Genomic DNA, 24,380 nt, shown 5'->3' with positions numbered 1-24,380 from the left:
TTTAAATCGTAACATCACGTAAGCATTGAATAGCGCAGAAGCAACTTAAATCAACAGTAAGACAAGTGTTGGTCGATATTAATCTTGCATTTGGTACAGCTAAAAACGTACAAATTGGATTATCACCAGGTGGTACAGGAGAACCGTCACCTAATACAACAGTTAATACACGCAATACAGCGCAATCATCATCATCTATACTCTCGACACGGAAAATTGGAGATTGGCAGCTAGAAAGGCTTGCAGATGGCGCGAATGCTTCAAATGGTGTTCCGGCTTTTGTGTATAAAATAAAAGGACGTGTATTTGCTACTGATGCGCTATTATGTGCTCCTAGAAAGGGGACTTCACAACCAGATCCGCATGTTGTTGTTGCACATTCTTGTAGTTCATGTATAAAACGAACGACATTAGATACACAGTTGAAATCAAAATCATGTTGATGATCTTCGTTACAATTGCAGCTCATTATGTTCACTCCTTCTCGTGAGTTCTGACATACACTATTACAATATGAGTGGGATATGGTTGATATTACGTTAATTCTTATGATAAAAAGAGGGAATTTATATAGGAGGGATGTACATATTGCAATATAAAAAAAGACATCCTTATTTCGTGGATGTCTTTTCAGGTAAATCTTTTCGCACAGTATACAAAAAGCGAGATATATCTAATTTTTTTCCTCTAAAAAATTGCGGAGAGGAAATGTACAATTCTTCTTTCGCACGTGTAATTGCGACATAAAGTAGTCGGCGTTCTTCTTCTAAAGCTTCAGAAGTCTCTGTAACACGATCATTTGCATCTTTTAAAGAAGAAGTATGGGGCAGAATACCATCGCTCGCTCCGAGTAAAAAGACACATGGAAATTCAAGGCCTTTTGCGTTATGAATAGACATAAGTGAAACAGCATCTTTTTGCGGCATTGTTTTTAATGCTTCCATTTCTTTTTGACCTTGAATGGCTTCATCAATAAATTGTAAATAAGCTGGAATGTCGGTGAAGCGATTTGCCGACTCCATTAATTCTTCTAACATTTCTTCTTGTATATCTTTATGCATCGTAAAGGAAGAACGATCGTTACTTTGTAAGTATTCTAAATACTTTCCTTTACCATGAATAATTTCTTTTAATGCTTTTTTCGGTTCTAATTCTTTTATAAATTTAATAAAATCGATACGCTCATTTACCTTTTTCACTTGAAAAGGTTTTAAGTTCGGATTTAATAATAAGAAATGAAGAAGAGAAGGGAAACGGCCTTCACCATATTTCCATTGTTCACGTTCAATAAATGAAATACAATCATCACGCCCGATATACATCGTTGGTAATATGTTTGAAAGTGATTCTAATCGAAATGGTTCAATTACGAGTCGTAAATGATCCAATACAGGCTTAATTAAAGAATGTTCATAAAATGACTGACTCGCACCGTGCTTAATAAACGGGATTTTATGAATGGTAAGCTGATCAAGTAACGAACGGCTTACAGAATGTGTGCGATACAGCAAACAAAAATCTTTATAATTTCGTTCACCACTATCTACTTTTTCTTGAATGAGCTGCAAAATTTGATTTGCTTCATCAAGAGTCGTAGCCGGTCTTGCATAAAAAGGTTGTACACCTTCTTCATGAACAGAATATAGCTCTTTATCAAACCGTTCTTGATTTAGTTTGATAACTTCATTTCCAAGTCCGACAATAAAAGGATTGGATCGATAATTCGTATTAAGGGCGATAATCGTAGTGTTATCAAATTCTTTTGGAAAAGATAAAATAATTTGGTGACTTGCTCCTCGCCAACCGTATATAGCTTGATCGTCATCACCTGCGATAAATAAATTATTTCTTGGCGAAGCTAACAATTTTACAATTTCATATTGAGCATACGATGTATCTTGGAACTCATCTACTTCAATATAGTGGAAACGTTGTTGTAATTGGGTAAGCAAAGGAGCGTTATTTTCTAACATATAATATGTTTCTAATAAGATGTCATCGAAATCGATATAATTATATCGTTGTTTCACTTCTTCAAAACGCTCGTATACTTCTTTAAATTCTTGTTCAACGGGTGTTTTTGCTTTTACATCTTTCGGACGATTCAACTTGTTTTTCTCAAGTGAAATCATCGCGAGCATCGTTTCAGCATCATAATCGTCTTTTAAACGCAATTCTTTTAAAATTTTCTTTATCATAATTTGTTTATGTTTTTCGTTTGCTAAAATTTGCTGATTATATCCTTGACTACGAAGCAATTTTAAAAAGACAGAGTGGAACGTACCGGCAACAACGTAGCTACTTGCCGCATGATTCATACCCGGTAAATTCGCTACACGATTTCGGATTTCTTCAGCCGCTTTTTGTGTAAATGTAAGTAATAAAATATTTCGCGGATGAACTTGTTTCACATTTACTAAATAACCGACGCGAGTTGTTAAAACAGATGTTTTCCCGCTTCCGGCACCAGCTAATGTAAGAACAGGACCTTCTGTCGTTCGAACGGCCTCTAATTGTTTTTCGTTTAAAAATACATTTTGTTGTTCGAGAGCGCGGAAATACGCCGCATCTGCATCTTCTTCCATAATTAAATGGGTAGATGTTTTTGGAATATGATATGTTGCACGTGGAATATCAGCGTGCGTTAATGATTTTTGTGAAAATTTTTCTTGTGTCATATATTCACCTTCAAAACTATAGCATCAACATTTAACTTTAGCGGAAGAAAAAGAAAATAGCAATGTAAAAAACAGGAGGGGATACCTCCTGTTTTCAAATTACAATTCTTTTATCATAACGACGTGAGGAATATTTGCTTCCATAAATACATCAGAACTCGTTACATATCCAAGTTTCTTATAGAAATCTTCAGCATGTGTTTGAGCATGCAACTTTAATTTTGATAGCGAGTTTTCCTTCGCATATGCTTCAAGTGCGTCCATAACAATTTTTCCGATGCCTTTTTTTCGATGGGAAGCTAGTACGCAAATGCGTTCCATTTTTCCTATTCCATCAATGGTGCGAAAACGCCCAGCACCAACGGGAACATCATTATCATATATAACAACGTGTATGGAAGTTTCTTCAAACTCATCATACTCTTCTTCGGCAGAAACTTGCTGTTCCTTCACAAATACTTGCTTACGTACAGAGAATGCATCTCTTAGTTGTTCGTCCGTTTGTACGATCTGTGCATGCAAATTAGTTGTTCCCCTTTCCAAGGCGGAATGTTTCGTGTACAGTCCATGTTCCGTTTTCTAATTGATATAGAAGATGGAAGCGGTCAATTGGTTGTTCGTAATAGAAATCTTTCATACGTAATCGACCTAGTACATCAGCATGCTCTGCATCTGATAAGCCTTGTCCAATTGTTAAATGAGGTACAAAAGCGTATTCGCGTTCTTGTGTAAAGAATCCGCTATGCATTTCCTCATTTAAGAAAGTAAGTTCAGGTGTTTTTTCTACTTTAAAATAAAGAACATTATTAACAGGTGCGAATGAACCAACTTTTCCAACATGAAGGGTAAAAGGGTTCGTTTTACTTGCGATTGTATGTAACTCGTTTACAATCGATTCTAATTGTTCATCTTGCGTCTCAAAGGGTGTTTTCAATGTAATATGTGGCGGAACTAATGCGTAGTGCGGATCATAACGTTTACGCAATCCGTTCGCTTTATCTTGAATCATTTTAGATGGAAAAATTACAATGCCTAATTTCATGTTCCAATTCCTCCCTTTGTAAGTCTAGTTAGATTTTGAGAAAATAACTCTCTTAATCTATTATATCAAATTATTCTGAATACTGCTCTCTATTATTTCATTGATAGCATATGAGAGAAAGCTTTCGGTAAATCAGTTTGCCAATATTTCCACGTATGATTACCTTCAAACTCCTCGTAATGCGTGATGAAATTTCGATCTGTCAGAAGGGTATTAAGCTCACGGTTCGGCCCTACGAAATCAGATACTTGTCCATCAGTGCGCTTTACAGCTGTTTCTTCTGTCCCAATAACGTGATAAAGCTCTAGCGCCTCCGGATTTTTGAAGTCTTTTGCTAAGTTTATTACTGTTTCATCCACAAATGGTGATTGCATAACGACTTTACCGAATGTATGCGGATACATAAGTGCGGTCATAAAGGAAACTGTTCCGCCAAGAGAATCACCAATTAACACACGACCTTTTCCCATTTGGTACGTTGGATAATTCTCATCGATATATGGTGCAAGTTCATGAGCAAGGAAACGAATATACGCAGCGTTTTTTACTTCGTTTGGGAAATATTTTTCTTTACGATCGTGTACATTTTTATATGGAATACCGACAATAATTGTACGGTCAATTTCTTCAGTTTCACGAAGGCGCTCAATTACACGGTGTGCTTTCCCAAGCTGAAAATAATCTCTGCCATCTTGTGCAATTACAACTGTATGTTTGTGCAGCGGTGTGTAATTTACCGGTAAGTAAACGAGAAGTGTAACATCTTCTTGAAGTGATGCACTATAAAATGAAATCTCTTCAATTCTCCCAATTGTTTGATTCATGTAGATCCCCCTAAATAAAAATTTACTGTAATGATTGTAAGAGCGACGCTTGTAGTGAAAAAGAAAGAAATATTCACTAATAGGTGCTTTCGTTTCTATTTTACCATAATGGTACGAAGAATCTAAAAAATTAGTATTTAAGTTAGGGAAGAAAACGGATATAATGAAGTGGGATTTTTGACAGGTGAGAGGGGAGACGGAATTTGAAACAAGAAAGGTCAATCGCGCTACCATTAGCTATTTCCATTATAGCCATTTCATTCGCAGCAGTTTTTGTAAAGATGTCCTCGGCACCATCTTCCATATTAAGTATGTATCGATTATGGATTATCGTACTTCTTATGCTGCCTATTGTTTGGAAAAAACGGGAAGAGTTTAGTAAGATTCAAATAAAAGATTGGGGATTTTTAATCGGATCTGGTTTCTTTTTAGCACTTCATTTTCTTTTATGGTTTGAATCTTTAAAGCATACAACAGTTGCGAGTTCGACGATTATTTTAGCGCTTCAACCAATCGTATCTTTAGTTGGAGGTTTTTTCTTATTTAAAGAAAGAACAACATACTCAGCCATTGCGACAATGGGAATTGCGATATTAGGTGTAGTGTGTATTGGTTGGGGAGATTTAGGACTAAGTGAACAAGCAATTTATGGCGATATATTATCCTTTTTAAGTGTAATAGCAGTTGTTGGTTATTTATTTATCGGCCAAACGACAGTAAAGAAAGTATCACACTGGATTTACAGCTTTACAGTCTTTGCATTTGCAGGTATTTTTATGGGGATTTATAATATAGCATTGCAAGTGCCTTTTACAGGTTATACAAAGTGGGATTGGACCATTTTTCTTTTACTTGCGGTCGTGCCGACAGTGTCACACGTCATTAATAACTGGTTATTAAACTACGTAAATGCAACAACAATTTCAATGAGTATTTTAGGTGAACCAGTTGGAGCGTCAATACTAGCGTTCTTCTTACTTGGGGAAAGATTAAATGCTATGCAAATGATCGGTAGCATACTCGTATTGTTTGGTGTATCTGTTTTCTTATTGCAGCAACAAAAAAGAACAGCAAAAAATGTCGTAAACGAGCCTGTTTATACACAGGAATTATAATGTTAAGAGAGAAAAGAGAAGTTGTGATACTTCTCTTTTTGTTTTATAGAAATACGGGCGTAGAAGGGGGAGGGAAATGGAAGAGATATTAAAGAAATATATGCAGAGCCTTACAACACTAAGTGAAGAAGAGCAGCACATGATTCTCAGTGAATTACAAATTGAAGAATATAAAAAAGGAACAGTGCTTCTAAGGCAAGGAGATGTTTCGTTAAAATGTTATTTTGTATTAAAAGGATGCGTTAGACAACATAGTATAGATGAAGCAGGAAAAGAAGTTACATCAAATTTTTATACAGAAGAACAAACAATCGCAAATTTTAATCATCATAAACAAGATAAATCATCCCCGCATACGTTAACGTGTTTAGAAGACTGTCTAGTTGTAGTTGGCGACCTGCATAGTGAAAAGGACATGTATAAGAAATATTCACAATTAGAAGAAATGACACGCCAAATGATTGAATACAATTTCGGTGAGGTACAAGAAGAACTTTCATTATTTATTGCATCGACACCAGAAGAGCGCTACAAATCATTATTACAAAAACGACCGCATTTAATCAATCGTGTTCCTCAATATCAATTGGCGAGTTATCTAGGTATTACGCCAGAATCATTAAGCAGAATTAAGAAACGACTCAAACAGTAGCGTTTTTTCCACCTTTAATCAATAGCCATATACTAAATCCGAGTTCACCTGCGATCATCGGTAGTTGAAAGACAACATTAAGAATGGAGATCATCGCATCATATTGTGAAAACATTGTATTCATGACGTGAATTACGATATAACCGATAGAAGCCAAGAATAGTAGTATACTAATACATTTCGGTATATGTTTACATAGAAAAGTTACATAACCTAAAACAAAAAGATGTAAGCCGAAAATGATTAACCCTACAGACCAAGTGTACTCGAATGAACTGAGAAACAACATCGTATATGTTTCTGAATTTGCGATTGTGCTTTTTGAAAGTAGCAATACTAATATTAGATTGAATATAGCGATCCCAAGTATCGATGTATACATAAGACGAAGCAAGGATGCTAGTAATGAGAGGCTAGTATGAATAGGTTTTAGAAAGAAATAAAGAGCCCATGCGGCGACAATATCAGTAATAAAAATAATAATCCAACCGAAGATTTCTGCTTTGAAAAGTGAATTTGAAGTTTGGATATTATGGAATGTTGTACTCGCGTTTTCTTGTACAATGAGATGTCCATGAACAAAACCGTAAGAAAAAAATGCAATGGCTGCCATAACAAGAAGAGAAGAGCCAGCAAGTAATGCATACTTTCGTTCAGTCATAATACGTCCTCCTATCCTAATGGTGTTTTCATTGTAATAGAGAAGAAGAGGAGGTTCATTGACTTAAATCAAGAGAGGGGAAGTTTAATGGAATTTCCATCAAAAAAAGATATATGGCTATATCCGATTTTTTTCGTTGTCATTGGAGCGTGTTTTGCTCCCATATTTGCAGGAAGAGAATATTTTCTTTTATTTTTCACAATCCCATTAGCCATATTATTTATGTGGAGTTGGTTTTCGACAAAATATATTGTCGGAGAAGAAACAATTATTATTAGATCAGGCTTCGTTAAAAAGCGCATATTTATACGAGATATAAAAAAGATTTCAAATACGAAAAATCCAGTAGCAGCTTATGCCTTATCATTTGATCGACTTGAAATTATTTATGGATCACATCAAACAGAAATTATTTCTCCTAAAGATAAAGAGCAATTCATCAATCTCGTTACAAGTAAAAATTCACACATTGAAACAAAGTAAAAGAGTGGCTTCGTAGCCACTCCTTTACTTTGGATTTGTCATATAAGGTTGTACATGAATGATACATAGGTCACGGAACTTTCCTTCAGCAGTTGTAACAATTACGACTGCTCTACCTGCACTTTTTCCAGTAATCGTTACCGTGTCACCTTTTGGATACAGTGTGATAACATCAGCATTCATATTTGTCCAAACAAGTTCTTTATTCGTTGCTTGTACTGGCAAAACAGTAGCGGATAACTCAGTACTTTGTCCCGTTCGTACTTTTAACTTGTTTTTTTCCATATGAACACCGATGACTGAAATAACAGAAGGAGCAATTGAAATTTTAGGTGGATTAGGTTGTATGTTCAAACAAGACGCAGAAGTATTGGTGATAGGTGAAAATTTTCGTGTTTGTTGTTGCTGGAAAGCTGCTAACATGTTGGAGTCCCCTTTCTGTATAAGTGCTGATAGTACTACTATAAAGGAGTAGTGTTACGTTTAATTTAATGAAACATAAAGAAATTGTTAAATTCGAGCAGAAGATTGTCGAACTTTGAGAAAAAAGAAAACTCTGCTGATACGATAACAGCAGAGCTTTTCCTTTATAGATTATGACTATGTTGCTTTTCAAAAGTCTCAAAGTGCTCTTCAACTTCTTTTGAAGATTGTGTTAGTAAACTAACAATTATGATTACTAGTAAACTAATAGTAAAACCAGGAATCATTTCATATAAGAATTCTTTTAAGAATTTGAATTGCGTCCAAATAATTACTGTAGCAGCACCAGAAATCATACCAGCAAGTGCGCCCCACTTCGTCATACGTTTCCAATATAAGCTTAATAAAATAGCAGGTCCGAATGAAGAACCAAATCCAGCCCAAGCGTATCCAACAAGAGCTAAAATCGTATCATTTTGTTTAAACGCTAATGCACACCCAACTAATGCAATAACAAGAACAGCCATACGGCCGACAAATACAAGCTCTTTATCAGAAGCAGAACGTTTAAAGAAAGTACGATATAAGTCTTCCGTTACAGCACTAGAAGTAACGAGTAACTGAGATGAGATTGTACTCATAATTGCTGCTAAAATAGCGGCTAATAAAAATCCAGTAATCAGTGGGTGGAATAAAATTTTTCCAAGTTCAAGGAAAATTGTCTCTGGATTGGATAGTGTTAATCCTTTGTCTGAGTAGTACGCAATACCGATAAGACCAGTAAACATAGCTCCGACAACAGAGAAAATCATCCAGCTCATACCAATTCGTCGCGCACTTTTAATCTCTTTTACAGAAGAAATTGCCATAAAGCGTACGATAATATGAGGTTGTCCAACATAACCAAGGCCCCATGCGAATAATGAAATAATACCTAATACAGAAGTACCTTTAAAAATATCTAATAATGTTGGATCAATTGATTTAATTGTGCTAAATGCTGGACCAAGTCCATTTACATTCATAATTGTAACAGTAGGAACAAGAATAAGAGCAATTACCATAATGATTCCTTGCACGAAGTCTGTCCAACTTACTGCTAAGAAACCACCAAATAATGTGTAAGCAACAACAACGCCAGCTACAATGAATAATCCAACGTGGTAGTTCATACCAAATGAATTTTCAAATAATACAGCACCTGAAACGAGTCCTGAAGCTACATAAAAAGTAAAGAAAATCATAATAACAAGTCCAGATACTAAGCGTAGCATGTGAGATTTGTCGTGGAAACGGTGTTCCAAAAATTCTGGGATAGTAATAGAGTTGTTTGCAATTTCAGAGTAGGTACGTAAGCGAGGAGCGACATATAGCCAGTTTGCGTATGCGCCTAGTGTCAGGCCGATCGCAATCCAACTACTACTTAATCCAACGCTAAACATTGCACCGGGTAAGCCCATTAAAAGCCACCCACTCATATCGGATGCTCCAGCACTTAATGCTGTTACTGCGGGGCCTAGTGTACGCCCGCCAAGCATATAATCTGTTAAGTTGGACGTTCGTTTATAGGCGAAATAGCCAATGACTAACATCCCGAGCATGTAAATAGAGATTGAAGTTAAAGTTAACATCTGCGTACTCATGAAGTTCCCCTTCCTTTTGTCATGTCTTTTGATGCGTTATGCATATTTATAATCTATCATGATTATTCTGAAAAATCCATACAGAAATATGAATTTTCAGAAATGTAAGCGTTTTTTGATATCATTTTACTTTTTTAATATATAATATTCATACAAAAAACCTTATTTTTAATAGAGTATTTATTATATTTACATAAAAAGAGGTTGTTTTGTCAATATAATATTGAAAGGAAAGAAAAATAAAATTTTTAAAAAAGTATTGACTTATGAAAAAAGTCAGGTCTATAATGAGTGCAACTTAAAAAAATGCAAGCGTTGATGAAGAAGAGTACACATGATGAACATGTCAGAGAGCTGATGGTTGGTGCGAATCAGTATGGAATTGATGTGGAATGGGCTTCGGAGCTTCCAAACCGAAACGAAAGAAGTAGGCTTTGGCGACATGATCTCATCGATACAAGAGACACGTATTGTTTTTGATACGGTAAAGTGCGTTACATTCGTAACGAATTAAGGTGGCACCACGGGAGTACCCGTCCTTTCTATAGGATGAGTACTCCCTTTTTGTGTATAAAAAATTAAATAAATGAAATCGTTTCAGTAAGAAGAGTACGTATATTGGAGACGTTACAGAGAGCCGGGAATAGGTGGGAGCCCGGTGCGGTACCATATACGGAATGGGCTTACGAGAGGTATGCTGAACAATTATTTTCAGTAGGCAACCCGGGTTCCGCCGTTACAAGGATAAGGTATATATTTTGTACCTGAACAAAGCGGGATGCTTTTGCATCCAATACGAGGTGGTACCGCGGTATATTTATCGTCCTCTACATATTTTCGATATGTAGGGGGCTTTTTTATTTTTCAGGACGAGGTGAAGGACATGATGACGAAAGAAGAATTTATAAAACAAAAAAGAGAGAGAAAGACATTTTTAGTAATCACTGAAGAAGAAGGAGATAGCATTACGCCAATTTCTTTATATAGACGTATGAAAGGGAAGAAGAAATTCTTATTAGAAAGTTCACAGCTTCATCAAGATAAAGGACGCTATTCCTACTTAGGGTGTAATCCGTATGGGGAAGTGAAAAGTATCGGTACGGAAGTGGAACGAACGATTTACGGCCGGGCAGAAAAGTTGCAAGGTAACGTACTAGAAGTGTTAGAAGAAGAAATCGCGTCAGCTCAAGTAGACAGTCCATTTCCGTTTTGCGGAGGAGCAGTTGGTTATATTGGCTATGACGTTATTCGGCAATATGAAAACATTGGAGCAAATTTACACGATCCATTGAATATTCCAGAGGTACACCTTTTACTGTACCGTGAGTTTATCGTGTATGACCACTTACGCCAAAAGTTGTCGTTTGTATATGTATGCAGGGAAGATGATGCAGCAGATTATGAAGAAGTATACGAAAGGCTGCGAGTATACAAAGAGGAAGTGCTACAGGGAGAAGAAGCGGAAGTAACTGAAATAAGATCAACATTATCATTCACTTCTTCTATAACGGAAAAAGAATTTTGCGTAATGGTAGAAACGGCGAAAGAACACATCGGGGCCGGGGACATATTCCAAGTCGTATTATCCCAGCGTTTACAAAGTGAATGTATTGGTGATCCATTCGCGTTATACCGAAAACTACGAATTGCCAATCCATCACCATATATGTTTTATATCGATTTTCAAGATTATGTTGTACTCGGTTCTTCGCCAGAAAGTTTGCTATCGGTAAGAGACGATAAAGTGATGACGAACCCGATTGCGGGTACGAGACCGAGGGGGAAAACGAAGAAGGAAGATGAGGAAATCGAAAAAGAACTGTTAGGCAATGAGAAAGAGCGAGCAGAGCATATGATGCTTGTAGATCTTGGGCGAAATGATATTGGTAGAGTGAGTGAAATCGGCTCAGTTACGATAGATAAATATATGAAAGTAGAAAAATATTCTCACGTTATGCACATTGTATCTGAAGTTTACGGAACATTGCGAAAACAAATGAGCGGATTTGATGCATTAGCGCATTGCTTACCGGCGGGGACGGTATCAGGTGCTCCGAAAATTAGAGCGATGGAAATTATAAATGAGCTAGAGAATGAAAAAAGAAATGTGTACGCCGGTGCAGTTGGATACGTTAGTTTTTCAGGGAATCTTGATATGGCGCTTGCCATTCGAACAATGGTCGTGAAAGATGAGAAAGCATACGTTCAGGCAGGAGCGGGGATCGTCTACGATTCAGACCCAGTAGCTGAATATGAAGAAACATTAAATAAAGCGAGAGCGCTCTTGGAGGTAATGAAATGATTGTACTTATCGATAATTATGATTCATTCACATATAACTTGTATCAACTACTAGGCGAATACGAAGAAGAAATTGTTGTCGTAAGAAATGATCAAATAACGATAGAACAATTAGAAGAAATGAAGCCGAAAGGAATTGTGCTTTCACCAGGACCAGGAAAACCAGAAGATGCTGGAATTTGTATGGAAGTGATTCGTCATTTTTATAAGAACGTTCCCATATTAGGTATTTGTCTTGGTCATCAAGCAATTATATCAGCATTTGGAGGAGATATTGTAAGAGCAGAGCGCATTAAACAAGGAAAAACATCACGTGTGAAACATAACGGAACGTCAATTTTTTCGTATGTGACACAACCGCTAACAGCGATGCGCTACCATTCTCTTGTTGCAGCACAAACAAGCTTGCCGCAGTGTTTTGACATACTAGCGACAGCGATGGACGATGGAGAAATTATGGCAGTTCGTCACAATTATTATCCACTCTTTGGATTACAGTTTCATCCGGAATCAATTGCGACAGAAGAAGGCGGAAAGTTAATACGTGCCTTTTTAGGCGAAGTGAAAGAGGAGGAAAGAGTATGAATAACTATCTTCGTAAATTAGTGGAGGGGCAACATTTAACAGAAGAGGAAATGTATAAAGCAGGACTTCTTTTATTAAATGAAAACATATTGGAAAGTGAAATTGCAGCTTTCTTAGTCTTACTGAAAGCGAAAGGTGAAACTGCAGAAGAAATATACGGTCTCGTCCGAGCTCTTCGTGAAAAGGCATTACCGTTTTTGAATCATATACAAGGAGCGATGGACAATTGCGGGACAGGTGGTGACGGTGCCCAAACGTTTAATATTAGTACAACATCGGCATTTGTACTGGCAGGAGCTGGTGTAAAGGTTGCAAAACATGGTAACCGTGCTGTTTCTAGTAAAACAGGAAGTGCAGATTTATTAGAAGAACTCGGTGTAAATATTAGCAGTACGCCAAACGAAATTGATTATTTATTAGAGCATGTCGGAATCGCATTTTTATTCGCACCAGCGATGCACCCAGCATTAAGACGCATTATGAAAATAAGAAAAGAATTAAACGTGCCGACAATCTTTAACTTAATTGGCCCTTTAACAAATCCGGTAAATTTAGAAACACAATTTGTCGGCATTTATAAAAGAGATATGTTACTACCAGTTGCGCAAGTATTACAAAAGTTAGGCCGGAAACAAGCGCTTGTCGTAAACGGAAGTGGTTTTTTAGATGAAGCGTCATTACAAGGGGAAAATCACGTAGTCCTTTTAAAAGATAATGAAATAGTAGAAATGAGTATTGATCCAGAAAAGTATGGTTTTTCAAGAGTGAAAAATGAAGAAATTAGAGGGGGAAATTCAAAAGAAAATGCAAAGATTACGCTCGGCGTATTGAGCGGAGAAAAGAGTGTTTATCGCGATACAGTTTTATTAAATGCAGGTCTAGCTCTTTTCGCAAATGGAAAAACGGAAACGATTGAAGAAGGAATTAAACTCGCGGCATATAGCATTGACTCTGGAAAAGCATTAGCCAAATTAAACTTATTAATTGCAGCAAGCAACGAAAAATTAGAAAGGGTGAACTAAAGTGGGGACGATTTTAGATAAAATTGTAGAACAGAAGAAAAAGGAAGTTGCGACATTATATGAAACATATACACCAATAAAAGAAAGTAGAAAGACACATTCACTCGTAGAATCATTACAGCAGTTTACTGTTATTGCAGAAGTAAAGCGAGCATCACCATCAAAAGGAGATATCAATTTACACGTTGATGTACGAAAACAAGTGGAAACATACGAAGAATGCGGCGCAGGAGCAGTTTCTGTTTTAACAGACGGTCAATTTTTTAAAGGTTCGTTTTATGATTTACAAACGGCGAGAGAAGAAAGTAACATTCCGCTTTTATGTAAAGATTTCATAATTGATAAGATTCAAATTGATAGAGCGTATGAGGCTGGCGCAGATATTATTTTATTAATTGTAGCAGCGTTACCGAAAGAGAAGTTAAAAGAGCTGTATAGCTACGTACTAGAAAAAGGGTTAGAAGCAATTGTTGAAATTCATGATGAAGAGGAATTAGAAATTGCAATCGAATTAAATCCGCACGTTATCGGTATTAACAACCGTAATTTAAAAACATTCGAAGTCGATTTAGGCCAAACAGAAAAGCTTGGAAAACGATTAAATGAGGAGAAATTACTTTGGATTAGTGAGAGCGGAATTCATTCAAAAGAAGATATAATCCGCGTCAAGCGAGCTGGAGCAAAAGGTGTATTAGTTGGAGAGGCACTTATGACATCATCTTCTATTCGCACCTTTTTTGAAGATTGTAAGGTGAACATATGAAAGTGAAAATTTGCGGCATCACTGATATGGAAACAGCAAAACGTACTTGCGAATACGGAGCAGATGCACTCGGATTTGTTTTTGCAGAAAGTAAGCGGAAAATTACTCCGGGGCTAGCGAAAGAAATCATTCAGGAGCTTCCAGCCAACGTGTTAAAAATTGGTGTTTTCGTAAATGAATCAGTAGAAGTGATCCAGAAAATTGCGGAGAATTGCGGGTTAACACATGTGCAACTACATGGGGATGAAGATAATCATCAAATTAGAAGATTGAACATTCCGTCTATAAAAGCGCTCGGAGTAACTTCAGAGACTGATATGAAAAATGCTCAAGCATATAAAACGGATTATATATTGTTTGATAGCCCAAAAGAAAAGTTTCACGGAGGAAATGGAAAGAAATTTTCATGGGAACTACTCGCGCATATGTCAAAAGAGTTGCGAGAGAAAACGATATTAGCTGGTGGATTAAATGCTCTTAATATAGAAGAAGCAATTCGAACTGTTCGGCCATATATGGTCGATGTGAGCAGCGGAGTAGAGACAGAAGGAAAGAAAGATGTAGAGAAAATAAAACAATTTATTATAAAAGCGAAGGAGTGTTCTAAATGAACTACGCATATCCAGATGAAAAAGGTCACTACGGTATATACGGAGGACGATACGTTCCAGAAACGTTAATGCAATCTGTATTAGAACTAGAAGAAGCATATAAAGAAGCGATGCAAGATGAGGCGTTTCAAAAGGAATTAAATCATTATTTAAAAACGTACGTCGGAAGAGAAACACCACTTTATTTCGCTGAAAATATGACGAAGTATTGCGGCGGTGCAAAAATTTATTTAAAACGTGAAGATTTGAACCATACAGGAGCTCATAAAATTAACAATACAATTGGTCAGGCACTTCTTGCAGTAAGAATGGGGAAGAAAAAAGTTGTCGCTGAAACAGGGGCTGGACAACACGGTGTTGCAACAGCTACTGTATGTGCCCTTCTCGGATTAGAATGCGTCATTTTTATGGGAGAAGAAGATGTAAGACGTCAAAAATTAAATGTGTTCCGAATGGAATTACTCGGAGCGAAAGTAGAAAGTGTGGCGGCAGGTAGCGGTACATTAAAAGATGCGGTAAACGAGGCGCTTCGTTACTGGGTTTCACACGTGCATGATACGCACTACATTATGGGATCTGTTCTTGGACCACATCCATTCCCACAAATTGTCCGTGATTTCCAAAGTGTAATTGGGAAAGAAACGAAAAAACAATATGAAGCGTTAGAAGGAAAGTTACCAGAAGCTGTTGTTGCTTGTATTGGTGGTGGTAGTAATGCGATGGGAATGTTTTATCCGTTCGTGCATGATGAAGAAGTTGCTCTTTACGGCGTAGAAGCAGCTGGAAAAGGAGTTCATACAGAACAGCATGCAGCTACTTTAACGAAAGGAAGCGTTGGCGTTCTCCACGGATCGATGATGTACCTTCTGCAAAATGAAGAAGGACAAATTCAAGAAGCTCACTCTATTTCAGCTGGACTTGATTACCCGGGGGTTGGTCCAGAACATAGTTTACTAAAAGATATTGGCCGCGTTTCTTATCATTCCATTACTGATGATGAAGCGTTAGAAGCGTTTCAATTATTAACGAAAAAAGAAGGAATTATCCCGGCGTTAGAAAGCTCGCATGCTGTCGCATATGCATTAAAATTAGCGGCGCAAATGAAGAAAGACGAAGGGCTTGTCATTTGTTTATCTGGCCGTGGTGATAAAGATGTAGAGAGTATAAAACGTTATATGGAAGAGGTGTAAAAGATGGGAGTAGAAAAAATTAAAGCAGCATTTGAAAATGGTAAGAAAGCATTTATTCCGTACGTAATGGGCGGAGATGGTGGCCTTGAAAAGTTAAAAGAAAGAATTCGTTTTCTAGATGAAGCAGGAGCAAGCATCGTTGAAATTGGTATCCCATTTTCAGATCCAGTTGCAGATGGCCCAACAATTCAAAGGGCAGGGAAACGAGCACTAGATAGCGGTGTAACAGTAAAAGGCATTTTTCAAGCATTAATAGAGGTAAGGAAAGAAGTACAAATTCCGTTTGTACTTATGACATATTTAAATCCAGTACTCGCATTCGGAAAAGAACAATTCATCGAAAATTGTATAGAAGCAGGGGTGGACGGTATTATCGTTCCAGATTTACCGTATGAAGAACAAGACATTATTGCACCGCTTCTCCGAACTGCAAATATCGCTTTAATCCCACTCGTTACCGTTACAAGCCCAATTGAGCGAATCGAGAAAATTACGAGTGAATCAGAAGGGTTCGTCTACGCCGTTACAGTAGCGGGCGTAACAGGCGTACGTCAAAATTTTAAAGAGGAGATTCATAGTTATTTAGAAAAAGTAAAATCACATACGCATTTACCGGTAGTGGCAGGGTTCGGTATTTCAACGAAGGAACATGTAGAAGACATGATTACAATATGTGACGGAGTTGTCGTTGGAAGTAAAGTGATTGAGCTGTTAGAAAATGAAAAACGAGAAGAAATATGTGAATTAATACAGGCAACAAAACAAAAAGAAGAGACATAAGTCTCTTCTTTTTGTTTTGTGTAATAAATGTTAAAATATACAGAAAATACATATAATTTATAGGGGGAGAAAGCATGCTAAGACGGAAACTACTATATCTTCTCTTAACTGTACCACTATACGCTTGGCTCATTAGCATGACGAAAATAGAGTTGATGGCTCTATTTTTAGGATATGTATTCATCTTTTCCAACTTAAATCGCATTCAAGAGCAATCTATTTTAGAAATATGTATATTTTCGATTAGTATAGAACTATTTAGTATCGTTTCGATTGTATTATTAAATGAAGTATTCCGATGGATCCATTCATTTGAATTCATGAAATTTGGAAATGTTGTATTGCAAGTCATATGTGCTTATATTGTGTTTGTTCTGTTAGATAAAATGGTCGGACAGCAGACAGTTTTTCAGGATAATAGAAAATGGGAGTGATTAAAAAAGGAGCCGTTTGGTTCCTTTTTTGAATCTGTTTTAAAAACAATTGAAAATTATAGCATCTGTTATATAATAGTTAAAAATTGTATTTTAAACGAAATGAGATGATAACATGGCCATATTGTTGGCACTTATCCCAATTATGATGATTTTCATTTGTTTATTTTTATTTAAACAAACGTCATTAAGGTCCTCGTTAATTTCTTATGCTGTGTCTGTTGGAATCGTTTTACTCTCGCCAACGTTTCAATTAGGGATAAGTGAAACTGTACACGCAACGATTAAAGGATGGTTAATTTGTTTTATTGTTGGGTACGTTTTGTTTTTCGGTATTTTTTTATTTCACCTCATGAACAAAAGGGGGTACATCGATCAAGTAGCACGTTTTCTAGAAGAAGTGACGCACGATCGTTTATTACAAATGCTTCTTATGTGTTTTGGTATTTGCCCACTAATTGAATCAGTAAGTGGATTTGGAATTGGCTTTATGGTTGCAGCACCTATTTTTCTATCATTAGGCTATAAACCGTTTCAAGCTGTACTACTTTCATTTATTGGTTTACTAGCTAGTTCATGGGGGGCAATGGCAACTGGTACGATTATCGGTTCGCAGCTTATAAACATGCCCCTTACAACACTCGGTACAAATACAGCGCTATTAAGTATCCCGATGTTTGCTTACTTCGTTATTCTTTCTTTACATGTTGTTGGTGGCTGGCAGGCGGTTATTGAAAAGTGGAAGGAAGGATTCGGCTTCTTTCTATTATTTTCTCTCGGAATCTATCTTTCTAACGCATACGTAAGTGTTGAACTCGCAGGTATATTAAGTTCTATCGTTACCATTACATTTGGCTTTCTTATCATTAAATTAAAAGGGAAAAACGAACAAAACTTAATAACAGAACATGCTGCGGCAACAGAAAGAGAAATATCTATTATAAAAATTATTAGCCCTTATATATTTCTAACAGTTTGTATTTTACTTTCTCGCCTCGTTCCAGCATTACATGATTTGTTCAGATCATATGCGGTTCTTGATTTAAAATCATACTCTTACAAACTAGAGTTACTATATTCACCAGGATTTTGGCTCAGTATGACTTGCTTATTTACTATTATTTTCTTCCGCATCCCGTCTAATATTATTAAACAATCACTCTCACAAACGATCAAACAATGGATTCCTTTTGCGATTACGACGACAATGTTTATCGCCATTTCAGAACTAATGGGGGCATCAGGCATGCATTCATTACTCGCAAAGACAGCTGGTGATACATTTGGAACATTTTTCGTTTTCGTTGCGCCGTTTATTGGCGCTATTGGTGGATTTTTAACAGGTAGTAACGCAGGATCAAATGCAATGTTTATAAAACTACAAATGCAAACGGCACAAAACGTAGCACTCCCGTGGCAATACGTTACAACATTGCAAAACACCGCATCATCAGTAGCGACGATCGCTTGCCCGTCAAGGATTACACTGGGGGCGTATTTATGTAACATACCGTATCGTGAAAATGAACTATTGAAGAAAACGACGTTAATGATTTTAGGGGCTGTGTTACTTGTAGTGGTAGAGGTTATTGTTTGGTATATGTTGAGAAATTAAAAATCCTCCTAACATAGGAGGATTTTTTTTATGAATGGATAATGATTTAAATATGAATAGCTTCTACTAAATGAATAGGAGATGAAATGTATGGCCCTAAAAAACTACGGCGTGTTAAAAGGTACAGTTATACAATCAAAGATTGGAAAAGGGAAAACTCCTCATTATCAAGTTCATTTACAAGATGAAGCAGAAGTAGATTATCGCATTGCAATTAACGTAAAGTCGCAAAGTTATCCGTCAGAAGTTTTATATTTTGCAAGCGACAATATTCGATCAGAAGCGATTCATATTTTACCAACATTACCATTTGGTTTTACAGAAATAAAAAACAATGAGCCGGAAGTAGCTTTAGACTACGTAAGAGGTAATGTATTTGATTCGAAACAAATGATTCCTTTACCTGCTGAAAAAGCAGGAGTGGATAATGATTTAAATGAAAAAATAGAACGTTATATAAAACAAGCAATAGAAGAAAAAGCAATTATTTACGCGTTTGGTGAAAGATGGGGACCAGAAGAAAATACACCTGATTCTTACTTTCATTTCGAACCAGGAAACGGGATACACGATATTCACATGAATCAAGGAAATGTAGAGAAATGGAAAGGTGATAATGGTATATGGCAAGACGGAGGGATACTCATTCATTTTGAAAAGGAAGAAAAATGGATTGGTATCTTTCTTGCCTTCCAATCACAGTCATGGTGTACCGATGAAGAGGGAAATGCTCGTGTGCCGGTTGAGCATTGTGATTATACAAGTAAGAGATAGTTTATTATACAGGAAAAGGCCATTGCAAGTTATAGATGGTCTTTTTTTGTGTGATACAATTATTTACAATTTTGTCCACCTTGATATAATTGAATAGTCAGAAAAAAAGGAGGGTGGAAATGAAAGGAAATAAACCGAAAGTTCTAATACTGGGATCGTGTCATATGAGTGAGCATGAAGAATTATTATCGGAAAAGAGGCAAGCCGAAATTAGAGAGCTTGTTTCTATCATACAGAAATTCCAGCCAACAAAAATTGCAGTTGAAAGTATTACAGATAAGCAGGATAAATTAAATGAGGATTTTAAAGAGTACAAGATAGGTGCATACGAATTAGCATTAAATGAAATAGATCAAATTGGTTTTAGAATGGCAGCAAACTTAAAGCATAAACAGGTATATGCAATTGATTGGATGGGTGGAAATGAAGTTACTGATGTTTGGGATGTACATAAATGGGTGAAAGAAAATCAACCAGATTTATTTGAAGAAATATTTAGTTTGGTACCAGAAATAAATTTAGCGGATACTAAAAGTGTTCTTGAGTTTTACCAAGAAATGAATAATCAAGAAGTATTTAATCAACTACATAAGTTATATGTGAATATGGCACGCATTGGTGATTTCGGTCAATATGTTGGGATGGAATGGTTAACATGGTGGTATAAAAGAAATTTAATTATGTATTCAAATATTGTTCGTTTAATTGAATCAACTGAGGAGCGTATTTTATTTATAGTTGGTGTGTCACATTGTTCGATTGTTGCTAGATTCCTTGAAGAAGGAGAGAATTGTGAGGTCGTATTAGCAGATAAATATTTGTATGAAGAACATGCATTTAAATAAAAGGGTATCCAGTTGTAATTGGATACCCTTTTATTTAAATAGAACGCCCTCCTCTTATTTTATAAAAACCAAAACTAACAAGTGTAGAAAGACAAGAGAACAATAGTGCCACGCTAGAAAACGCAATGAGGTACATATTATACTTCATCACTTTGCCAATTAGTTGGTTACTATCGTACTGAAACAGCCCTGCTATTATATTGAATAAAAATAACACGATAAACATGACGATAATGCCGTCTATTGATCCTTTAATATCTGGTTTGCTTAAAGCGATATGTGCAGAAATACAAATGGCGATAAATAAAAATAGCCAAAAGGAAGGATTCAATACATTATTTATTGTAAATAAACTTTTCAATAATACGAATGTCGACAAGAGCATGTTTTGCCCCATTTCTACATTAATAGAAGTAGAAGTGATTGTTTTTTCGAGAGTTGTATGAAATAAGAAATATGAATTTGGTACGAAATAGCGCATTAATAGGATTAATGCAGTAATGCCCGAAATAATAGGACCAATTCCAATGAAGAAGTTCCCAATTCGTTGATATACACTTTTATGATTGTATTGATGTTGTACGTAGCCTAAAGCGCCTTGACTTGTATCTGTTGGGAAGAACTGCGTTGCTACAATTTTATGACGAAATAGTACACACATAATGGCATGCCCAAGTTCGTGAATCGGAACACCAATCCACGCCGTTAAAAGGAATCCTTTTCTTCCGAAAGCTCTCGACCAATACATTCGTGTGAGAGATTCTAAATAACCTAATAGAAATCCGATTACAATGATAACGCCAATTAAGGAAAATAATTGGATTATGCTTGTAAGGAGTATTTGAAAAATTGAGTTTAGCAATTCCATCGTCTTTCATCCAATCTGTTAAAAATGTTATTTGTTCTGTTTCATAATAGCATTTTTTTCAAGATTGCTAGCACATATATTTCTTTTGAAAGAAGGATTTCAGAATCTTTTTCTTGTAGTCATGTTTTATGTACAAAGTCATATATTGAATTTGTAACACCCTATACGGTATATGGTTAAGGAGGGATGAGAGAATGAAATGTCCGGCGTGTCACACAGAAAATGCAACAGAGGCAAAGTTTTGCGGGAATTGTGGACATTCGTTAACGGAGGGAGCAGTAGCGAGTAGTGCACAGGGAGAAGGTGAGCAACAGGCACGCGTAGCACAAACAAAGGAAACTCGACCAAATGAAACGGTAGAGCAAGCGAAGCAGTTTGCAAGTGGCTATTTTCAGTTTTTTAAACACGCATTACAAGCACCGACAGCTATTATGAAAAGCGGCAAGATTGAAGTACGAAATGGAATTGTAAGTCTTGTTCTTATTTGTTTTTTAGGAGCGTGTATTTTTTATAGAATGATGAGTGCTGGGGCAGCACTTACGAGAACGTTAGCGCCAGATTTATCTACTCCTTCTTTCTTTGGAGACTCTGTAACGGTCTTTTTATTTTTACTCATTTTAACTTTATTCGTCGGATTTATTATTTTTGTAAGTGGAAAGATGATGAAATCTTCATTTTCATTTCTTGAAGTATTCGGTGTGTGGGGAACGATAACGACGCCAGCTATTGCTATATTAGTTCTTTCTTTTCTGTTTAGCTTTTTATTAATCTTTTTCTTACCAATCTTATTAGGGCTGGCTACAACGTATATGTCAGTTAGTATAATTGTCGCTATAGTAAAGCTAGATAACGGCGGATTAGACCTTATTTATACACTTCTTATCGCAAATGTTTTAATCGGAATTGCAACATTTATTGTGCTGTGGTCTTACATTAGCACGATAATTCAAACCTTTACACAGGGAATAACTGGCCTCTAAAGAAAAGGTGGATGAATGTATGTACAAAGTGTGGGATTCAATTTGAAGATTGAATCTTATAATGTTGAACTGAATAAATCAAGAGAATAGAACATATGAAAAAGGTACAGTGCACAGCTGTACCTTTTCTATAGTTATTTAGCTGGACCAGGTTCCCTTGAGAAAAAGATATGAAAGAGGAATGTGACTTTGCTTGCTCCTCCTGATGTACTTGCTTGCACATCAGATAAAGAACTAGATGTTAAAGCAGCTTCAGAATGAGGAGGAACGATTATTTTTAGAGTATCATCTGATTCTGAGGATATAGTAACTGTTATTGTATCATCAGAAAAATTTATAATTTTAACTGTACCGACTGGAAAGATGGACTTATTAGCGTGTGATGCAGAAGAGAAACGAGAGGATTTCCAAATAGTTTGTGGGAAAGTGTCATTGTCAGATAACCAAGCGCGAGCGCTGTATAAAGTTGTACTAATGGTAAACTCTTGTTCAAGCGGGAGGGCGGGTTTTGGTTCTCTTGGTTCTTCTGGGAGCTGGACGAGAAGGCCGGCGCACATGTATGTTTCACCTACTTTCAATTGTTACTGTAATAGCATATTAAACATAGTGTTTATAAGACACGACGGCTACCTATTCAGGCATAGGTTTGTGCACAAAATTTGAAGATGAAATTCTCTTTCTTTACAATGGAAGTAGGTGTTATTTCTATAAAATATGGAAAACGTAAAGAGTATGTAAAAAAGAAGGAGTGGTAAAGTGAACTATGTCATTATTGGCGGAGATGCAGCTGGTATGAGTGCAGCTATGCAAATTGTTAGAAACGATGAAAATGCAAATGTTGTGACGTTAGAAAAAGGTGAGATTTATTCATACGCGCAGTGTGGGTTACCGTATGTCATTAGTGGTGCTATCGCTTCAACGGAAAAATTAATTGCGCGTAATGTGAAGACGTTTCGTGATAAATATGGAATTGATGCGAAAGTACGACATGAAGTAACGAAAGTAGATACGGAAAAGAAAATGGTATACGCAGAGCATACGAAGACGAAAGATGTCTTTGAATTTCCGTATGATCGATTATTAATTGCGACCGGAGTACGTCCTGTTATGCCAGAATGGGAAGGCCGAGATTTACAAGGTGTTCATCTTTTAAAAACAATTCCGGATGCTGAGCGCATATTAAAAACGCTAGAAACAAATAAAGTTGAAGATGTAACCATTATTGGCGGCGGTGCAATTGGACTTGAGATGGCAGAAACATTCGTCGAACTTGGTAAGAAAGTAAGAATGATTGAGAGAAATGATCATATCGGTACAATTTACGATGCAGATATGGCGGAATATATACATAAAGAAGCAGATAAACATCATATTGAAATTTTAACGAATGAAAATGTAAAAGCGTTCAAAGGGAATGAACGAGTAGAAGCGATTGAAACGGATAAAGGAACGTATAAAGCAGATCTTGTTTTAGTATCTGTCGGAGTGAAACCAAATACTGATTTTCTTGAAGGAACAAATATACGTACAAATCATAAAGGGGCAATTGAAGTAAATGCATATATGCAAACGAATGTGCAAGACGTATATGCAGCTGGTGATTGCGCAACACATTACCACGTTATAAAGGAAATCCATGATCATATCCCGCTCGGAACGACTGCCAATAAACAAGGGCGACTTGCTGGACTGAACATGCTTGATAAACGAAGAGCTTTTAAAGGAACGTTAGGTACAGGAATTATTAAATTTATGAATTTGACGCTCGCAAGAACAGGCTTAAATGAAAAAGAAGCAAAAGGACTACATATCCCGTATAAAACAGTCAAAGTAGATTCGACCAATATGGCGGGCTATTATCCAAATGCGAAACCACTTTACTTAAAATTACTATATCGTTCTGACACGAAACAATTATTAGGTGGACAAGTAATTGGAGAAGAAGGTGTAGATAAACGGATTGATGTAATCGCGATGGCACTTTTCAGTAAAATGAGCATTCACGATTTAGAAGATGTGGATTTAAGTTACGCACCACCATATAACAGCGTTTGGGATCCAATTCAGCAAGCGGCAAGACGAGCGGAATAG

The 24,380-nt window shown here is 36.5% G+C and carries 26 protein-coding genes and 2 other annotated features; of the genes, 16 read left to right on the top strand and 10 right to left on the bottom strand.

The annotated features are described in order from the left end of the window. Position 1 precedes the first annotated feature (1 nt). The 5 genes from cotY to PDK19_RS18955 form a co-directional block, all read right to left on the bottom strand. Positions 2-469 carry a spore coat protein CotY gene (gene cotY, locus PDK19_RS18975; RefSeq protein WP_001277714.1) on the bottom strand — a complete coding sequence of 156 codons (468 nt, stop codon included), beginning with the start codon at positions 467-469 and terminating at the stop codon, positions 2-4. Between the two features lie 142 nt (positions 470-611). Beyond that, complete coding sequence (locus tag PDK19_RS18970; protein WP_049122635.1) at positions 612-2,678, bottom strand: ATP-dependent helicase; 2,067 nt, start codon at positions 2,676-2,678, stop codon at positions 612-614. Between the two features lie 99 nt (positions 2,679-2,777). Further along, positions 2,778-3,200, bottom strand: a complete 423-nt coding sequence (locus tag PDK19_RS18965) for a GNAT family N-acetyltransferase (protein WP_000543278.1) — start codon at positions 3,198-3,200, stop codon at positions 2,778-2,780. Position 3,201: 1 nt separating this feature from the next. Continuing rightward, positions 3,202-3,720 (bottom strand): YjcG family protein, encoded by a 519-nt coding sequence (locus PDK19_RS18960; protein WP_000765878.1) that lies wholly within the window; start codon positions 3,718-3,720, stop codon positions 3,202-3,204. Between the two features lie 92 nt (positions 3,721-3,812). Continuing rightward, positions 3,813-4,544 carry an alpha/beta hydrolase gene (locus tag PDK19_RS18955; protein WP_001076842.1) on the bottom strand — a complete coding sequence of 244 codons (732 nt, stop codon included), beginning with the start codon at positions 4,542-4,544 and terminating at the stop codon, positions 3,813-3,815. A 203-nt stretch (positions 4,545-4,747) separates the two neighbouring features. On the opposite strand from PDK19_RS18955, the gene PDK19_RS18950 reads away from it, so the two are divergent. Beyond that, a complete protein-coding gene (locus tag PDK19_RS18950; RefSeq protein ID WP_000808258.1) occupies positions 4,748-5,659 on the top strand; it encodes a DMT family transporter in 912 nt (303 codons plus the stop codon). A gap of 76 nt (positions 5,660-5,735) precedes the next feature. Then, positions 5,736-6,311, top strand: a complete 576-nt coding sequence (locus PDK19_RS18945) for a Crp/Fnr family transcriptional regulator (RefSeq protein ID WP_014893212.1) — start codon at positions 5,736-5,738, stop codon at positions 6,309-6,311. Here PDK19_RS18945 and PDK19_RS18940 read toward each other — a convergent pair. Next, entirely contained in the window at positions 6,301-6,972 is a 672-nt protein-coding gene (locus PDK19_RS18940) for a DUF4386 domain-containing protein (protein ID WP_049111390.1), read from the bottom strand. The genes PDK19_RS18945 and PDK19_RS18940 overlap by 11 nt on opposite strands. A gap of 87 nt (positions 6,973-7,059) precedes the next feature. On the opposite strand from PDK19_RS18940, the gene PDK19_RS18935 reads away from it, so the two are divergent. Beyond that, complete coding sequence (locus tag PDK19_RS18935) at positions 7,060-7,455, top strand: PH domain-containing protein (RefSeq protein WP_014893211.1); 396 nt, start codon at positions 7,060-7,062, stop codon at positions 7,453-7,455. A 24-nt stretch (positions 7,456-7,479) separates the two neighbouring features. Here PDK19_RS18935 and PDK19_RS18930 read toward each other — a convergent pair whose 3' ends face one another. Both PDK19_RS18930 and putP read right to left on the bottom strand, forming a co-directional pair. Next, positions 7,480-7,878 (bottom strand): Ig-like domain-containing protein, encoded by a 399-nt coding sequence (locus PDK19_RS18930; protein ID WP_049111391.1) that lies wholly within the window; start codon positions 7,876-7,878, stop codon positions 7,480-7,482. 164 nt (positions 7,879-8,042) lie between these two features. Continuing rightward, complete coding sequence (gene putP / locus PDK19_RS18925; protein ID WP_049122633.1) at positions 8,043-9,521, bottom strand: sodium/proline symporter PutP; 1,479 nt, start codon at positions 9,519-9,521, stop codon at positions 8,043-8,045. 306 nt (positions 9,522-9,827) lie between these two features. Next, positions 9,828-10,065: a binding site (T-box leader), on the top strand. A 42-nt stretch (positions 10,066-10,107) separates the two neighbouring features. Then, positions 10,108-10,352, top strand: a binding site (T-box leader). 52 nt (positions 10,353-10,404) lie between these two features. Between putP and trpE the strand changes: the two genes are divergently transcribed. The 11 genes from trpE to PDK19_RS18870 all read left to right on the top strand — a co-directional run bounded on the left by trpE (position 10,405) and on the right by PDK19_RS18870 (position 20,441). After that, positions 10,405-11,823: an anthranilate synthase component I gene (gene trpE / locus PDK19_RS18920; protein WP_270707821.1), complete on the top strand. Its 1,419-nt coding sequence runs from the start codon at positions 10,405-10,407 to the stop codon at positions 11,821-11,823. Continuing rightward, a complete protein-coding gene (locus tag PDK19_RS18915) occupies positions 11,820-12,407 on the top strand; it encodes an aminodeoxychorismate/anthranilate synthase component II (protein ID WP_208735034.1) in 588 nt (195 codons plus the stop codon). The genes trpE and PDK19_RS18915 overlap by 4 nt, the downstream gene beginning before the upstream one ends. Then, positions 12,404-13,429 carry an anthranilate phosphoribosyltransferase gene (trpD, locus tag PDK19_RS18910; RefSeq protein ID WP_270707818.1) on the top strand — a complete coding sequence of 342 codons (1,026 nt, stop codon included), beginning with the start codon at positions 12,404-12,406 and terminating at the stop codon, positions 13,427-13,429. Before PDK19_RS18915 ends, trpD begins: the two co-directional genes overlap by 4 nt. A 1-nt stretch (position 13,430) precedes the next feature. Beyond that, on the top strand, positions 13,431-14,192 hold the full coding sequence (trpC, locus tag PDK19_RS18905) for an indole-3-glycerol phosphate synthase TrpC (RefSeq protein WP_000536712.1): 762 nt from the start codon (positions 13,431-13,433) through the stop codon (positions 14,190-14,192). Further along, positions 14,189-14,803, top strand: coding sequence for an N-(5'phosphoribosyl)anthranilate isomerase (gene trpF, locus PDK19_RS18900; RefSeq protein WP_000865124.1), 615 nt, complete (start codon positions 14,189-14,191; stop codon positions 14,801-14,803). The genes trpC and trpF overlap by 4 nt, the downstream gene beginning before the upstream one ends. Then, positions 14,800-15,993, top strand: a complete 1,194-nt coding sequence (gene trpB, locus PDK19_RS18895; protein ID WP_001105023.1) for a tryptophan synthase subunit beta — start codon at positions 14,800-14,802, stop codon at positions 15,991-15,993. The genes trpF and trpB overlap by 4 nt, the downstream gene beginning before the upstream one ends. 3 nt (positions 15,994-15,996) lie before the next feature. Further along, a complete protein-coding gene (gene trpA, locus PDK19_RS18890; RefSeq protein ID WP_074614858.1) occupies positions 15,997-16,773 on the top strand; it encodes a tryptophan synthase subunit alpha in 777 nt (258 codons plus the stop codon). Between the two features lie 74 nt (positions 16,774-16,847). Continuing rightward, on the top strand, positions 16,848-17,207 hold the full coding sequence (locus PDK19_RS18885; RefSeq protein ID WP_014893209.1) for a DUF4029 domain-containing protein: 360 nt from the start codon (positions 16,848-16,850) through the stop codon (positions 17,205-17,207). 115 nt (positions 17,208-17,322) lie between these two features. Next, positions 17,323-18,822 carry an L-lactate permease gene (locus PDK19_RS18880; protein ID WP_270707812.1) on the top strand — a complete coding sequence of 500 codons (1,500 nt, stop codon included), beginning with the start codon at positions 17,323-17,325 and terminating at the stop codon, positions 18,820-18,822. A gap of 90 nt (positions 18,823-18,912) precedes the next feature. Next, positions 18,913-19,596 (top strand): DUF2278 family protein, encoded by a 684-nt coding sequence (locus PDK19_RS18875; RefSeq protein WP_014893208.1) that lies wholly within the window; start codon positions 18,913-18,915, stop codon positions 19,594-19,596. Positions 19,597-19,715: 119 nt separating this feature from the next. After that, entirely contained in the window at positions 19,716-20,441 is a 726-nt protein-coding gene (locus PDK19_RS18870; protein WP_014893207.1) for a DUF5694 domain-containing protein, read from the top strand. 34 nt (positions 20,442-20,475) lie between these two features. On the opposite strand, the gene PDK19_RS18865 is transcribed toward PDK19_RS18870, so the two are convergent. Further along, the gene (locus PDK19_RS18865) at positions 20,476-21,309 is read right to left on the bottom strand and encodes a hypothetical protein (RefSeq protein WP_000421869.1); all 834 of its coding nucleotides are present in this window, start codon (positions 21,307-21,309) and stop codon (positions 20,476-20,478) included. 194 nt (positions 21,310-21,503) lie between these two features. On the opposite strand from PDK19_RS18865, the gene PDK19_RS18860 reads away from it, so the two are divergent. Continuing rightward, entirely contained in the window at positions 21,504-22,289 is a 786-nt protein-coding gene (locus tag PDK19_RS18860; RefSeq protein WP_014893206.1) for a zinc ribbon domain-containing protein, read from the top strand. Between the two features lie 134 nt (positions 22,290-22,423). Here the strand turns inward: PDK19_RS18860 and PDK19_RS18855 are convergent, their stop codons facing one another. Beyond that, positions 22,424-22,846 carry a hypothetical protein gene (locus PDK19_RS18855; protein WP_000332425.1) on the bottom strand — a complete coding sequence of 141 codons (423 nt, stop codon included), beginning with the start codon at positions 22,844-22,846 and terminating at the stop codon, positions 22,424-22,426. 199 nt (positions 22,847-23,045) lie between these two features. Between PDK19_RS18855 and PDK19_RS18850 the strand changes: the two genes are divergently transcribed. Continuing rightward, positions 23,046-24,380 carry a CoA-disulfide reductase gene (locus PDK19_RS18850; protein ID WP_001110221.1) on the top strand — a complete coding sequence of 445 codons (1,335 nt, stop codon included), beginning with the start codon at positions 23,046-23,048 and terminating at the stop codon, positions 24,378-24,380.

The sequence above is a fragment of the Bacillus cereus group sp. BcHK124 genome (assembly GCF_027712065.1).
GTDB lineage: Bacteria > Bacillota > Bacilli > Bacillales > Bacillaceae_G > Bacillus_A > Bacillus_A pacificus.
This window is presented reverse-complemented; position numbering and strand designations above follow the sequence as displayed.

Excerpts from the sequence above, each read along its gene's own strand:
- PDK19_RS18865 (WP_000421869.1), bottom strand. The coding sequence starts at position 21,309 with ATGGAATTGCTAAACTCAATTTTTCAAATACTCCTTACAAGCATAATC.
- cotY (WP_001277714.1), bottom strand. The coding sequence starts at position 469 with ATGAGCTGCAATTGTAACGAAGATCATCAACATGATTTTGATTTCAAC.
- trpF (WP_000865124.1), top strand. The coding sequence starts at position 14,189 with ATGAAAGTGAAAATTTGCGGCATCACTGATATGGAAACAGCAAAACGT.
- PDK19_RS18860 (WP_014893206.1), top strand. The coding sequence starts at position 21,504 with ATGAAATGTCCGGCGTGTCACACAGAAAATGCAACAGAGGCAAAGTTT.
- PDK19_RS18855 (WP_000332425.1), bottom strand. The coding sequence starts at position 22,846 with ATGTGCGCCGGCCTTCTCGTCCAGCTCCCAGAAGAACCAAGAGAACCA.
- putP (WP_049122633.1), bottom strand. The coding sequence starts at position 9,521 with ATGAGTACGCAGATGTTAACTTTAACTTCAATCTCTATTTACATGCTC.
- PDK19_RS18870 (WP_014893207.1), top strand. The coding sequence starts at position 19,716 with ATGAAAGGAAATAAACCGAAAGTTCTAATACTGGGATCGTGTCATATG.
- PDK19_RS18940 (WP_049111390.1), bottom strand. The coding sequence starts at position 6,972 with ATGACTGAACGAAAGTATGCATTACTTGCTGGCTCTTCTCTTCTTGTT.
- PDK19_RS18915 (WP_208735034.1), top strand. The coding sequence starts at position 11,820 with ATGATTGTACTTATCGATAATTATGATTCATTCACATATAACTTGTAT.
- trpD (WP_270707818.1), top strand. The coding sequence starts at position 12,404 with ATGAATAACTATCTTCGTAAATTAGTGGAGGGGCAACATTTAACAGAA.
- PDK19_RS18945 (WP_014893212.1), top strand. The coding sequence starts at position 5,736 with ATGGAAGAGATATTAAAGAAATATATGCAGAGCCTTACAACACTAAGT.
- trpB (WP_001105023.1), top strand. The coding sequence starts at position 14,800 with ATGAACTACGCATATCCAGATGAAAAAGGTCACTACGGTATATACGGA.
- PDK19_RS18960 (WP_000765878.1), bottom strand. The coding sequence starts at position 3,720 with ATGAAATTAGGCATTGTAATTTTTCCATCTAAAATGATTCAAGATAAA.
- PDK19_RS18955 (WP_001076842.1), bottom strand. The coding sequence starts at position 4,544 with ATGAATCAAACAATTGGGAGAATTGAAGAGATTTCATTTTATAGTGCA.
- PDK19_RS18875 (WP_014893208.1), top strand. The coding sequence starts at position 18,913 with ATGGCCCTAAAAAACTACGGCGTGTTAAAAGGTACAGTTATACAATCA.
- PDK19_RS18880 (WP_270707812.1), top strand. The coding sequence starts at position 17,323 with ATGGCCATATTGTTGGCACTTATCCCAATTATGATGATTTTCATTTGT.
- PDK19_RS18930 (WP_049111391.1), bottom strand. The coding sequence starts at position 7,878 with ATGTTAGCAGCTTTCCAGCAACAACAAACACGAAAATTTTCACCTATC.
- trpA (WP_074614858.1), top strand. The coding sequence starts at position 15,997 with ATGGGAGTAGAAAAAATTAAAGCAGCATTTGAAAATGGTAAGAAAGCA.
- PDK19_RS18935 (WP_014893211.1), top strand. The coding sequence starts at position 7,060 with ATGGAATTTCCATCAAAAAAAGATATATGGCTATATCCGATTTTTTTC.
- PDK19_RS18885 (WP_014893209.1), top strand. The coding sequence starts at position 16,848 with ATGCTAAGACGGAAACTACTATATCTTCTCTTAACTGTACCACTATAC.
- PDK19_RS18970 (WP_049122635.1), bottom strand. The coding sequence starts at position 2,678 with ATGACACAAGAAAAATTTTCACAAAAATCATTAACGCACGCTGATATT.
- trpE (WP_270707821.1), top strand. The coding sequence starts at position 10,405 with ATGATGACGAAAGAAGAATTTATAAAACAAAAAAGAGAGAGAAAGACA.